The sequence below is a fragment of the Brevibacillus laterosporus genome, assembly GCF_030489605.1.
In the GTDB taxonomy this organism is placed as follows: Bacteria; Bacillota; Bacilli; order Brevibacillales; family Brevibacillaceae; genus Brevibacillus_B; species Brevibacillus_B laterosporus_E.
In genome coordinates, this window is the sequence record NZ_JAUKFY010000023.1 from 1 (window position 1) to 12,679 (window position 12,679).

Consider the following 12,679-nt stretch of genomic DNA (forward strand, 5'->3'; position numbering starts at 1 on the left):
TTCTTATTCAGAGCATGGCAAGTATGTTTGGCTCGGTAGCTCAGTCGGTAGAGCAGAGGACTGAAAATCCTCGTGTCGGCGGTTCGATTCCGTCCCGAGCCACCTTTATTATGTAGGGGCATAGTTTAATGGTAGAACAAAAGTCTCCAAAACTTTTGGCGTGGGTTCGATTCCTACTGCCCCTGCCACTATAATGTTAGTATGGCGGTCGTGGCGAAGTGGTTAACGCATCGGATTGTGGCTCCGACACTCGTGGGTTCGATTCCCATCGATCGCCCCATTTTTTATGCGGACGTAGCTCAATTGGTAGAGCGTCGCCTTGCCAAGGCGAAGGTCGCGGGTTCGAGACCCGTCGTCCGCTCCATATGTGGAGGTATAGCCAAGTGGTAAGGCACGGGTCTGCAAAACCCTCATCCCCGGTTCAAATCCGGGTACCTCCTCCATTTCAAACAATTTGATATTTTTCTACAACCATTAATAATATGTTGATTTTTATAGAAAAATATGATAGATTCATAGAGTAATGATTTGAAATGGTTATTTGAAATTAAACATGCCGGTATGGCGGAATTGGCAGACGCGCGCGACTCAAAATCGTGAGGGAAACCGTGGGGGTTCAAGTCCCTCTACCGGCACCATACGTAAAGCAAATGCTTTCTTCAATAAAGAAGAAAGCATTTTTGTTTTTATTACTAAATTACTACTTACAGCACAGGTTATTTTGATTCAAAAATAAATTCAGAGTCATTTGATAGGAAGATGGTAAGGGGGAAGACGGTGTGAAGTACGGCTTAAATAGTACACCACCTTGGAAGGTAACAATACCGGCAGCTGTGCAGTGGTTTATTGTAACTCTTTCGTGTAGCATTGCAGTACCTATTGTCATTGGTGAAGCTTATGGTTTAAGCGAAGCCCAAACAGCTTTATTTATTCAACAGACTTTGTTTTATATTGGATTAGCCTCTCTTATTCAAGCTTGGATTGGTCATAGATATCCTATGATGGAGGCACCTGCAGGTTTATGGTGGAGTATTTTTCTTATGTTAGGCCAAATAGGGGTTACGATGGGATTAGCCCCAATGGAAATAGGACAATCCTTTCAGGTAGGGATGGTCATCTCGGGTTTGATCTTTTTCATTTTAGGCTTCACCAATTCTATAAGTAAATTGCAGAAGCTTTTTACCCCTGCTGTAACTGGAACATATATGATTTTACTTGCAATATCACTAGCTAGTAATTTTATTAAAGGGATGCTAGGAGTAGGCTATCATGGTTCAACTACCGTACTTCCCAGCATTTCCTTAGCCTCTATTGTTATTATTATGATTGTGTTACTATGTCAAAAAATAAAAGCTGTTGCTAGCTTTGCAGTATTAATCGGAATGTTGGCAGGTTGGGGAACCTATGCTTTAATGGGATGGACAGACCCTATTAGAGAATCATCGACTCTGGTAACTTTACCTCGTTTGTTTTTCTGGGGACCGTTTCATTGGGATCTAGGGATTGTAATAACATGTGTACTTACAACGCTAATTCTTTTAACTAATTTAATAACTAGCATTGCAGTAATTGGTGAAACAACGGAAGAAAAGGCGGAAAAGAGACATTTTGATAAAGGCGGAGTATTTACAGGTGTGTCCCATCTAATATCTGGCTTGACAGGAGTTGTGGGAATGATACCACTCACACTTGCTGCAGCGTTTATACAGACGACAAGGATTGCATCTAGGTTACCTTTTATTTTAGCTATGTCTTTGATGATGATTATTGGGCTTCTGCCTTCTATTTCTAATATACTAGCAACCTTGCCAACACCAGTTGCCTATGCAGCTATGTTCGTTGCGTATGCCCAAATCCTGGGATTTGGTTTACGAGATTTTAAAAGAGTTCCTTTTAATGAACGAACGATTATTGTGGTAGGATGTTCTTTATTGCTGGGATTAGGTATCATGTTTGTTGCTCCTGATGCGTGGAGAACTCTGCATCCTATGCTAAGTTTCTTATGTAGTAACGGACTCCTAGTGGGTGTGCTATTAGTTTTGTTATTAGAACATGTTATTTACCCTAATCGTGCGGTACAAACTGTAGATACAAAAAAAGACGAATCTGCTTCCTAGGCAATTCGTCTTTTTTGATTTACTTTGTTGAAATAATTGCGGATTGAACAATGTCACCGCCATTGATCTCGATCATCATTCTAGCTGAGGAACCAATAATTTTTTCCTGTTCGTTTGGCGAAACATTTGGTGGAATAAAGATGATCTGAACGAGCTCTGTACTGTCAGTTGTAACACTGGTTCGGAGAGAATCCACAATAGGGCTACCAAATGCTCCATTCTGATCAGCTAAAATTATTTTTCCGTTCATAGTAACGTCACGTCCATTTAGAGCTGAATAAACATCGTTTTCTGTACCTAATTGACAACGTATTGGAAGTTGTAGCTTGTGAACATCATATAAACCAAAAGGAAGAAAATGTGTAATTGATAAAAAGTTATTTACATCTACTGCGGAATTTACCCAATGAAAGGGATTTCCTTGCAGAATTCGGCGTAGTAACGCCTCAGAAGAAGGGCGGTATCGGCTAGGATCGATACCTAATGCTTTAAACCCTGCACGCCAGTAGCTTAGATTAGGGATATTCTTCATGCTTTCAAGAGAATGCTCTATACGCAGAGATTCAATAAAATAATTCATGCGACCCATCAGCATTTTGGGAGAGCTAGAGAGGGACATTCCCGAATAATGAATCATCCCCAAAGAAAAATCAGGAAGCTTCTCTAACAGATTGGAATCAATGGTTATGTACATGAAAAATGCTCCTTTCAAATACAAAATTATAAAATAGTATATCACTCTTTAGAAACATATAAAATTCCGTCAGCACTATAAGCTTTTTAGTACATGTTTAATTGACTACAACATATTTGATCGGTCATGGAAAAGCCAATAACAAACATGGGAATAAAGGGGAAATCATTTGTTTTTACGTAACAGATCACGTAACATGAGGAAAGAGATTTCAATGAAATATTTTTGTAGAGGGCTCTGTCCTTTTATACAATAGAAATAGAAACCAAGGAGGGAACGTAGGAACGATGAAGGAAGTAACAATTTATACAGACGGAGCATGCTCGGGGAATCCTGGTCCAGGTGGCTGGGGGGCGCTTCTGTTTTATGGTGAACATAAAAAAGAGATGTCAGGATCAGCTGAGCAAACGACAAATAATCGAATGGAATTACAGGCTGTTATCGAAGCTTTAAAGGTTCTTAAGGAGCCCTGCAAGGTTACGATATATAGCGATAGTGCCTATGTTGTAAACTGTTTTCAACAGCGTTGGCATGTGGGCTGGGTGCAGCGAGGATGGAAAAATAGCAAAAACCAACCTGTGGAGAATCAGGAGCTATGGAAAGAGCTTCTGTCACTCATGGAAATTCATCAGGTTAGCTATGTAAAAGTAAAGGGCCATGCTGACAATGAATGGAATAATCGTTGCGACGAATTGGCCACAGGAGCGATTAAACACCGGTGAAGCCATCTAAAGACACAGCATATTGGCAACAAATAAAAGAAACCATTCAATGCTATGCAGCAGAAATAGGCATTGATAAAATAGGATTTACCTCAGCAGATCCTTTTTTAGAATTAAAAGACAGACTGATCGAGCATCGTGAAAAAGGATATGAATCAGGTTTTGAAGAGAAGGACATTGATAAGCGTGTGTATCCTGAGCTTACTCTTGAGGGAGCACGTTCTATCATCGCTATTGCTATTGCCTATCCCTCCAAGATGACCAATTTTCCGAAATCAGAGCCTGAGGCGTATAGAGGGATTTTAGCCCGCTCTGCATGGGGATTAGATTATCATCACATTCTGCGTGATAAATTGAACCAACTTGCCGATTTTATTCAAACACTGGAACCAGAAGCACGTTTAGAATCTATGGTAGATACAGGTGTTCTGTCTGATCGAGCTGTAGCTGAAAGAGCGGGAATAGGATGGGTAGGAAAAAATTGCTCCATTATTACCCCAGAATTCGGTTCTTACGTCTATCTGGGCGAGATGATCACGAACCTGCCGTTACCATCCGATCAGCCAATAGAAGATCAGTGTGGAGACTGTACACTTTGTTTGGATACTTGCCCTACCCAGGCCTTAGTTCAAGGAGGGCAACTAAATTCACAGAGATGTGTAGCGTTTCTTACTCAAGTGAAGGACGAAATACCAGAGGAATTCCGGGAAAAAATGGGAAATAGATTATATGGCTGTGATACCTGTCAGACGGTATGCCCTAAAAATAAAGGGATGAACTTTACACATCACCCAGAAACTTTACCAGATCCAGAGCTTGTTAAACCTTTGCTAAGGCCCCTACTCACAATTGGAAATAAAGAATTTAAAGCGAGATTTGGAAAATCGGCAGCAGCTTGGCGCGGTAAAAAGCCTATACAAAGAAATGCCATTTTGGGTTTAGCACATTTTAGAGATAAGTCAGCAGTTCCAGATCTAATCGAGCTTTTGAATAAAGATTTACGCCCCGTTATTCGAGGAACCTCTGCATGGGCATTAGGACGGATTGGTGGAGAGTTAGCAGTGGAAGCATTGGAACTAGCCAATCTTAAGGAACAAGATGGGTCTGTTTTACAAGAAATACAAAAAGCATTAAAAAAGCTAGAAGGAAAAAACGTGACAGCGAACAATAATACCTAGAGGGTTGCTTCCGGAATATCTAGCACATAACAATGCTAAATATAAAGGAGAGAGTAAGGATGAATGTATTGCATTACTCTTATATGGATGCACCTATTGGGGGATTGATTTTAGTTACGAATCAAATTGGTGTTTGTTATATCCAATTTGGACAAGATGAGGAAAGCATGCATGCCGTCCAAAGCTGGGCAAAAAAATGGCAATATACATTAGCAGATCGTCCTACACCAGAAAAACATCATGAGCTCCACCGACAATTGCAGGATTATTTCCAAGGAAAACGTAAAACATTTACTTTCCCTATAGACTTGCATGGAACAGTGTTTCAGAAAAAGGTTTGGAATGCATTACTTACTATTCCTTATGGTGAGACACGCTCTTATAAAGAAATTGCTTGTATTATTGGTTCAGATAAGGCGGTAAGAGCGGTAGGAGGGGCTAATAACAAAAATCCAGTCTCGGTACTTGTTCCATGCCATCGAGTAATTGGAGCGAATGGATCATTGGTCGGCTATGGTGGAGGGTTATCCATTAAGGAACAATTACTTTCTTTAGAAGGAATATTACCACAGAAATAATGAAATAGGTTTACTAGCTGAATAGCTGTGTGGATTGCATGCTCATGGGTCAAGGCTCTTAGCCATATAATTAGCAATAGATACTAGTTGCCCGATCAAGAGTGCTATACGTTGAAAATTGATCGGAAGCGTACATCCCGAAATGGAAGGGAGCATACGTAATATGGTGGGAGAAGCTTGGAGAACTGAGGTAAACCAATACCTCGAAGAAATAGACAAGGCACTTTTAAGCCTGAATTTTTCTATTTCGCCCCAACAAATGAGACTTACGGAAGAAACAAGGAAAGCGATTAGGTATTGGCAGGAAGCTTGGCTTCAATGGAGGAATGTACAATACGATCCCGAAAACTGGTCATTGCATGCGGTTCATACAAAGCTAACACCTATTTATGAGGCCGTGTGCTCTTCAAATGTTATAGTATCAGGACTTCTTCATAGGAGAATTTATTACAGACCGACTCCATCTGCCCCTCTTGAGTTTTATGAAGTACAGACTAACGAACAGATAAAATTAATCTCTGATGACGAAAGCCTGTGGAAATTCGAACAGGTGTGGGGGATGCCAATGCCGTTATTTCATGGCAATGATTCTGATTTGGCAAATTCCAAAAACAATAACCAAGAGAAGGAGAGTTCCTCACATAATAATTTGCCTAATACTGTAGTGAACTCAAAAATCCATCCTGTTGTTCTATCCTATCGTTATAACCGGGAAGCTGCTGTTGCTTATGCAAATACGTATTGGGAAACTCCTAACCCGGCATATCCTTATTTTCAAGATGATTGTACCAACTTTATTTCTCAATGCTTGCATGCAGGTGGAATTCCTATGATATTTACTAATAGCAGGGCCAAAGGATGGTGGTATCGTCATCGAAAAGAGGGATGGAGTTTTAGTTGGTCCATTGCAAATAGTCTAGAATTATTGTTGGCAAAAGGAGGGGCTCCCTTTTATGCTCAACGAAGGGAAACTCCGCAGGAATTGGAACTCGGTGATATCATTTGTTATGATTTTACTGGGGATGGGAGATGGGATCATAATACAATTGTCGTAGCAAAAGATGAGCAGGGATTTCCGTTGGTGAATGCGCACACGTTTAATGCGCAGTATCGCTATTGGGAGTACTTAGATTCTACCGCTTATACACCTGCTATCAAGTATCGCTTCTTTCATGTGATGGCAATCGATAATTAAAACATTACTTTGTATGTTGTTACAGCAAAGGTTCAGATAAGAAAAACCTAAAAAAGTGCTTTTTTATCAAATGATTTGGTACTTGCAAAATCACTAGGGAATGGTCAAGAACCCTAAAGAGTAGTTTGCTTCTTTTGAATTGGGGGGAAGCTGTTCTTTAGGGTTTTCTTTCTAAAGCTTTTTTCAAGCATATCGGAATTAACTTTTTTACGATAAGATGATAATGAGTTTGTTAGAGGAGAGGTAACGTCTATGTCTTTACACATCGTACTACATGAACCATTAATTCCAGCCAATACAGGGAATATTGCTAGAACTTGCGCAGCTACTGGTGTTCATTTGCATCTCATACGTCCGCTTGGCTTTTCAACTGATGACAAAGCCCTTAAACGAGCAGGATTGGATTATTGGCATGCAGTAAATATCAGCTACTACGATAATTTTGATCATTTTGCCCAAGTTCATGAGCATAAAACAGACCGTTTTTTCTTTGTAGAGACAAATGGGACAAGATCTTATAGCGATATCGCTTTTCAACCTGGCGATTTTATTATCTTGGGTAAAGAAACTAGTGGCATTCCACAAGAAATTATGGACAGATACGATCCTAGTCAAATTGTTCGTATCCCTATGGGGGGCGCAACCAGATCAATGAATTTATCTAATTGTGCAGCCATTGTTACTTTTGAAGGGCTACGGCAGATCGGCTTTCCAGGACTGGATTAAACTAGCTTGTTGTTTTTCTGTAGATAAATATAAGGTAGGGTATTCAAAGGGAGGAACTTATGTCACAGGCAACCACAGTTTTTTTTGACCTAGATGGAACATTATTGGAAATGCATACAGATCAATTCGTGGAGAACTATTTAAAAGAGTTAGCTAAGTTCGTAGGAGATACCTTTGAATCAAAGCAATTGATTAGCTGGCTATGGGATTCAACAAAAGCAATGATTATTAATAAGGAAGCAGATAAAACCAACGAACAGATATTCATTGAGAGTTTCGTTACAAAGAGTGGCACGAAGAAAGAAGATGTATGGCCTATCTTTGAAAAATTTTATGTCGAGCTATTTCCAAATTTATCACACTACACGAATCCATCACCTTGGGGGAAAAAATTAGTGGAAGCAGCGAAAGAGGCAGGTTATCGTGTTGCTGTTACTACAAACCCTGTTTTTCCGAAAGAGGCTATATACGGGAGATTGGCGTGGCTTGAATTAACACCTGAAGATTTTGAATTGGTAACGGTATATGAGACATCTCATTTCACGAAACCAAATCTGGAGTATTACCGTGAAGTCTGTGAGCGCCTACAAGTAACACCGGAAGAGTGCATCATGGTAGGAAATCATATGCAGGAAGACATGGTAGCAAGTCAATTGGGTGTAAAAACATTTTTGGTGACCAATTACATGGAGGATCGTGGAGAGCCTACCTATCAGGTAGACCAACGAGGGACGATTGAGGAATTATATCAAGCAATTATAAATCGTCAGGGTGTTTTTGCTAAAGCTTAGCAATTATTGATAGAAGTTACGATTAAGAATGGGAATGAATAAGACAAAGAACCAAAAAAGGTAAAGCAGCAAAAAAATAAAGAACAGAGATTAACCGAAAAAAAAGCTGCCCAAAAAAGGCAGCTTTTTTATGAAAAGTTCTTTTAAAGCGGTAGAACCTCATTTGATCAATTTCTGTAATAATGACAACTCTTTCTTAGCGTAATAGGATGGATGTTACTTCTTGACAGAAACTGATTATAAATTTGACCGTCAGCATTTTTATGGCTTCCACAGGAAGGGCTGTTTTCTTGGAGAACGATATGAGCTGCCTAGCATTGTTTAGCAAGCTAGAGAGTTCCATAAGCTCCTCTAAATAGTTACTTACATCACATCAAGATTCTCCCCGACTTTTACTATGCCTCATCCGAAATCGTCCTCATTTCCCCGATAATTTTAGTTGATCCTCTTAGTGTAACAAAACCACCGAGTATCTTGGGGCAAACCATAAATGCTTGTTTGGATCGACTAATTCCTTTATTTTTTCCTTTAGCTGTAGTCACCGTTATAACAAAAATAAGTCCAAGTTAGAATGGAACTGACGAGGGGCATGTTCGATTCAGCTTTTCCTTTAGCTTACCTATTAAAAATAACCAGCTCAAGTTCACAAAGAACATGTGACTCGTCTGGTTATCAAAGCGTTAAAATATCTTGAAAAGTATAAGTGTTTAAAATCGTATTAATTCCTAAAAACAAATATAGCCACAGAATTGTACGAACTTCTACTTTACATATTCCAGGTCTTATCTTCGTTATATCCAGCCGTCAAGATGAAGAATAGAAAGACGACGAATACTCCACCAACAATAAACGTACCCATAGAGTAGAGCTCCTTTCTTTACTGTAGTACATCCATTATAACGTAGACAGACTTTTTTGCCTATTGTATGACTTGACAGAATTGTTTCATTTTTTATAAAAACTTCTAACTACTTTGAGTGAAACATGATGGGCACATCTGCATACTCATAGGAGAGAACCTTATTTTCACCTGATATTTGGAGGTCTCTCAAGAATGCTAAAAAATATCGGGACATATATTTGTAAAAATAATCTACAGTTGCGAGTTGAGAATTGGCTGGTTTAGGGAGGAGTGACTTGCATGGATATTTTACAAAGAATTGCAGAGCACCGGGCCCGTGAAGAAAAGTTAACGTGGAAAGGCACGTTTGCTGAATATCTTGAGCTTGTCCGCAAACATCCACAGATTGCTCAGACTGCTCATTCACGTGTCTACAACATGATTAAAAGCCATGGGATTGAAGAAAATGAAGATGGTAGCAGGAGTTACAAATTTTTCGGACGTGAAATCTATGGTTTAGATCGCAGTGTTGAGCGACTGGTGGAGGAATACTTCCATTCTGCAGCAAGAAGATTGGACGTAAGAAAAAGAATCCTGTTGCTAATGGGCCCAGTCAGCGGGGGGAAATCAACAATCGTAACGATGCTGAAGCGTGGTTTGGAGGAGTATTCCCGCACAGATGAAGGTGCAATTTATGCGCTAGAAGGATGCCCTATGCAAGAAGAGCCCCTCCACCTGGTTCCAAATGAACTGCGTCCTGAATTTGAGCAAGAATTTGGTGTAAAGATTGAAGGAGAACTAACTCCTTTCAACAGAATGCGATTGGAAACAGAGTATGGCGGCCGAATAGAAGATTTTCCCGTAACAAGGATTTTCTTTTCGGAGTCAAAAAGAGTGGGGATTGGTACCTTTAGCCCGTCTGATCCAAAATCACAGGATATTGCCGATTTAACGGGGACTATCGATTTTTCTACGATTACGAAGTATGGCTCTGAGTCTGATCCTCGTGCCTATCGGTTTGATGGTGAATTAAACAAAGCGAACCGTGGTATCATGGAATTCCAAGAGATGCTGAAATGCGATGAAAAATTCCTGTGGCATTTATTGTCGCTAACTCAAGAAGGAAATTTCAAAGCGGGTAGGTTTGCTCTGATTTCAGCAGATGAGCTGATAATTGCTCACACAAACGAAACGGAATACAAAAACTTTATCGGAAATAAAAAGAATGAAGCATTACAATCTCGAATGATTGTTATGCCAGTACCGTATAATCTTCGCGTGAAAGAAGAAGAGAAAATTTATGATAAATTAATTAAGCAATCTGATTTGGGTCATGTTCATATTGCTCCACATGCGTTATATACAGCGGCTATTTTTTCCATTTTAACTCGTTTAAAAGAATCCAAAAAACAAGGTGCCGATCTTTTAAAAAAATTGCGTTTGTATAATGGAGAATCCGTTGAAGGGTTCAAAGGTTCAGATATTGAGGAATTAAGGAATGAGTATGCGGATGAAGGGATGTTTGGGGTTGATCCTCGTTATGTCATTAATAGGATCTCCAGTGCACTCATACGCCGTGATACGGAATCTATAAACGCCTTGGATATTTTGCGGGCGTTAAAAGAAGGACTCGATCAGCATGCTTCTATAAGTAAAGAACAACGAGAGCGTTATTTAAATTTCATCTCAATTGCCCGTAAAGAGTATGATGAAATTGCAAAGAAAGAAGTCCAGAAGGCATTTGTATACAGCTATGAGGAATCAGCGAAAACGATGATGGATAATTACTTGGATAATGTTGAGGCGTATTGCAATTCTAACCGCTTGCGTGATCCAGTAACAGGTGAGGAATTGGAACCAGATGAGCGCCTAATGAGATCTATTGAAGAGCAAATCGGTATTTCTGAAAATGCTAAGCGTGCATTCCGTGAAGAGATTCTGATTCGGATATCGGCTTATGCGCGTAAAGGAAAGCGGTTTGACTACAACACGCATGATCGCCTACGTGAAGCGATTGAGAAAAAATTATTTGCAGATTTAAAAGATGTGGTCAAAATAACAACCTCTACAAAAACGCCAGATGAACACCAATTGAAAAAAATCAATGAGGTAACACGTCGCTTAGTAGAAGAACACGGATATACGCCAATTTCAGCAAATGAACTGCTGCGTTACGTAGGTAGTTTGCTGAATCGATAGGGGGGAGTTTGATGAACGATTCCTCGTTTATCGTCTCCAAAGAAGACTGGTCTCTGCATAGAAAAGGTCACCAGGACCAGAGCAGACATCAGGAAAAGGTAAAGGAGGCGATCAAGAGAAACCTGTCTGATTTAGTAAGCGAAGAAAATATCATAATGTCGAATGGTCGAGACATTATTAAAATACCAATCAGATCGCTGGATGAGTATCGCTTTCGTTACAATTTTAATAAAGGACAGCATACAGGCCAAGGTAAAGGTGACTCCAAGATAGGCGATGTTATAGCTAAAGACGGTGACACGGCTGATGCTAGTGCTGGTCAGGGGCCTGGTAATGATTATTATGAAGCTGAGATTACAGTTGAAGAATTGCAGGAGATGCTGTTTTCAGAGTTAGAGTTACCCAACCTTCAAACAAAAGACGAACAGAAAATTACCATAGAAGATATTCAATTTAATGATGTTCGGAAAAAAGGTTTGATGGGAAATATTGATAAAAAACGTACCTTACTGTCTGCCATTCGTCGGAATGCATTAGCTGGGTATACTGATCTGGAACTAGGAATCTCGATGGAAGATTTACGCTTTAAAACCTGGGAAGAGATTGTGAAGCCTCATTCCAATGCTGTAATTATAGCGATGATGGATACGAGTGGTAGTATGGGAGTTTTCGAAAAATATGTAGCTCGTAGCTTTTTCTTTTGGATGCTTCGCTTTTTGCGAACGAAGTATGAAAAGGTGGAGATTGCTTTTATTGCACATCATACGGAAGCGAAAGAAGTGACAGAGGATGCGTTCTTTTCTAAAGGAGAAAGCGGTGGAACTATCTGCTCGTCGGCCTATCGGAAAGCCTTGGAAATTATTGACGAACGATATCCTGTAAGCCAATATAATATCTATCCGTTTCACTTTTCAGATGGGGATAACCTCACGTCAGATAATGAACGTTGCGTGAAATTGGTAAAGGAATTAATGGAAAGATCGAATATGTTTGGGTATGGTGAGGTAAATCAGTATAACCGTCACAGTACTCTCATGTCCGCATATCGTCATATTAAAGATCCGAAATTCATGTACTCGATTATTCGGGAAAAAGGTGAGGTTTACAAGGCTCTGAAACAGTTTTTTGGTAAAAAAGAAATAGAGACTTACTAGAAAGAATAAAATTTTTAATAACATCCCCTGTGGTTAATTATGCTGTATATTCCTTATTGTAAAGGGAACAGAGATAATCCACCAGAAGGGGATTTTTTGTGATATATAATCACTGTTTACATTGCTTGAATGTAAACCTTTGGTCCATTTTAAAAAATTGACGGTTACTCTAACATAGTGGTAGTTGTTGCGGAGATCAAATAAGCATTCCTTTTGCTAGAGTTTATCACTATCATTTGGGACAAAAAAAGAGACTGTTCCGTCATAGAAGGAAGGTCTCTTTTTTCTTTACCTATTCTATGGAAAAGTTAGTTGTGGCTTCTATGAAAATACCATTGTGTGTACTACGATTGAGCATCTCTAAAGTATATTTTTTTCCCTTTTTTACATCCCATGTAGTTGAGGCAGTTCCATTTTTTTTCACATTGAATACCTTACCAACCTGATTTCCAGTATCATCCCAGAGGGTATATTTAATATGAGT

At 39.5% G+C, this 12,679-nt stretch carries 10 protein-coding genes and 6 tRNA genes; 15 read left to right on the top strand and 1 reads right to left on the bottom strand.

Going from position 1 to position 12,679, the window contains the following annotated elements; all coding sequences use genetic code 11:
- Positions 1-29 precede the first annotated feature (29 nt).
- From QZ995_RS19300 to QZ995_RS19330, 7 genes are all read left to right on the top strand, one after another.
- Positions 30-102 (top strand) — tRNA-Phe (locus QZ995_RS19300).
- 12 nt (positions 103-114) lie between these two features.
- Positions 115-188, top strand: a tRNA-Trp gene (locus QZ995_RS19305).
- A 16-nt stretch (positions 189-204) separates the two neighbouring features.
- Positions 205-280 (top strand) — tRNA-His (locus tag QZ995_RS19310).
- Positions 281-288: 8 nt separating this feature from the next.
- Positions 289-364, top strand: a tRNA-Gly gene (locus QZ995_RS19315).
- Between the two features lie 5 nt (positions 365-369).
- Positions 370-443: transfer RNA gene (locus tag QZ995_RS19320), tRNA-Cys, on the top strand.
- A gap of 112 nt (positions 444-555) precedes the next feature.
- A tRNA-Leu gene (locus QZ995_RS19325) sits at positions 556-638 on the top strand.
- Between the two features lie 141 nt (positions 639-779).
- Positions 780-2,117, top strand: coding sequence for a purine/pyrimidine permease (locus QZ995_RS19330; protein WP_301810142.1), 1,338 nt, complete (start codon positions 780-782; stop codon positions 2,115-2,117).
- 19 nt (positions 2,118-2,136) lie between these two features.
- Here QZ995_RS19330 and QZ995_RS19335 read toward each other — a convergent pair whose 3' ends face one another.
- Positions 2,137-2,811 (bottom strand): B3/B4 domain-containing protein, encoded by a 675-nt coding sequence (locus QZ995_RS19335; RefSeq protein ID WP_301810144.1) that lies wholly within the window; start codon positions 2,809-2,811, stop codon positions 2,137-2,139.
- Positions 2,812-3,098: 287 nt separating this feature from the next.
- On the opposite strand from QZ995_RS19335, the gene rnhA reads away from it, so the two are divergent.
- The 8 genes from rnhA to yhbH all read left to right on the top strand — a co-directional run bounded on the left by rnhA (position 3,099) and on the right by yhbH (position 12,195).
- Positions 3,099-3,533 (top strand): ribonuclease HI, encoded by a 435-nt coding sequence (rnhA, locus tag QZ995_RS19340; protein ID WP_301810146.1) that lies wholly within the window; start codon positions 3,099-3,101, stop codon positions 3,531-3,533.
- Positions 3,530-4,711, top strand: coding sequence for a tRNA epoxyqueuosine(34) reductase QueG (queG, locus tag QZ995_RS19345; protein WP_301810147.1), 1,182 nt, complete (start codon positions 3,530-3,532; stop codon positions 4,709-4,711). Before rnhA ends, queG begins: the two co-directional genes overlap by 4 nt.
- Before the next feature lie 59 nt (positions 4,712-4,770).
- Complete coding sequence (locus tag QZ995_RS19350) at positions 4,771-5,289, top strand: methylated-DNA--[protein]-cysteine S-methyltransferase (protein WP_301810148.1); 519 nt, start codon at positions 4,771-4,773, stop codon at positions 5,287-5,289.
- A 163-nt stretch (positions 5,290-5,452) separates the two neighbouring features.
- Positions 5,453-6,484 carry an amidase domain-containing protein gene (locus tag QZ995_RS19355; RefSeq protein WP_301810149.1) on the top strand — a complete coding sequence of 344 codons (1,032 nt, stop codon included), beginning with the start codon at positions 5,453-5,455 and terminating at the stop codon, positions 6,482-6,484.
- Positions 6,485-6,736: 252 nt separating this feature from the next.
- A complete protein-coding gene (locus tag QZ995_RS19360) occupies positions 6,737-7,210 on the top strand; it encodes a tRNA (cytidine(34)-2'-O)-methyltransferase (RefSeq protein WP_003335381.1) in 474 nt (157 codons plus the stop codon).
- 59 nt (positions 7,211-7,269) lie between these two features.
- Entirely contained in the window at positions 7,270-8,001 is a 732-nt protein-coding gene (locus QZ995_RS19365; protein WP_301810155.1) for an HAD family hydrolase, read from the top strand.
- Positions 8,002-9,142: 1,141 nt separating this feature from the next.
- The gene (locus QZ995_RS19370) at positions 9,143-11,041 is read left to right on the top strand and encodes a PrkA family serine protein kinase (RefSeq protein ID WP_301810157.1); all 1,899 of its coding nucleotides are present in this window, start codon (positions 9,143-9,145) and stop codon (positions 11,039-11,041) included.
- Between the two features lie 11 nt (positions 11,042-11,052).
- A complete protein-coding gene (yhbH, locus tag QZ995_RS19375) occupies positions 11,053-12,195 on the top strand; it encodes a sporulation protein YhbH (protein ID WP_301810158.1) in 1,143 nt (380 codons plus the stop codon).
- Positions 12,196-12,679 lie beyond the last annotated feature (484 nt).

What these genes read in the sequence shown, in the direction of transcription:
- QZ995_RS19335 (WP_301810144.1), bottom strand. Translation starts at nt 2,811, where the DNA reads ATGTACATAACCATTGATTCCAATCTGTTAGAGAAGCTTCCTGATTTT.
- rnhA (WP_301810146.1), top strand. Translation starts at nt 3,099, where the DNA reads ATGAAGGAAGTAACAATTTATACAGACGGAGCATGCTCGGGGAATCCT.
- QZ995_RS19350 (WP_301810148.1), top strand. Translation starts at nt 4,771, where the DNA reads ATGAATGTATTGCATTACTCTTATATGGATGCACCTATTGGGGGATTG.
- QZ995_RS19355 (WP_301810149.1), top strand. Translation starts at nt 5,453, where the DNA reads ATGGTGGGAGAAGCTTGGAGAACTGAGGTAAACCAATACCTCGAAGAA.
- QZ995_RS19360 (WP_003335381.1), top strand. Translation starts at nt 6,737, where the DNA reads ATGTCTTTACACATCGTACTACATGAACCATTAATTCCAGCCAATACA.
- QZ995_RS19365 (WP_301810155.1), top strand. Translation starts at nt 7,270, where the DNA reads ATGTCACAGGCAACCACAGTTTTTTTTGACCTAGATGGAACATTATTG.
- QZ995_RS19370 (WP_301810157.1), top strand. Translation starts at nt 9,143, where the DNA reads ATGGATATTTTACAAAGAATTGCAGAGCACCGGGCCCGTGAAGAAAAG.
- yhbH (WP_301810158.1), top strand. Translation starts at nt 11,053, where the DNA reads ATGAACGATTCCTCGTTTATCGTCTCCAAAGAAGACTGGTCTCTGCAT.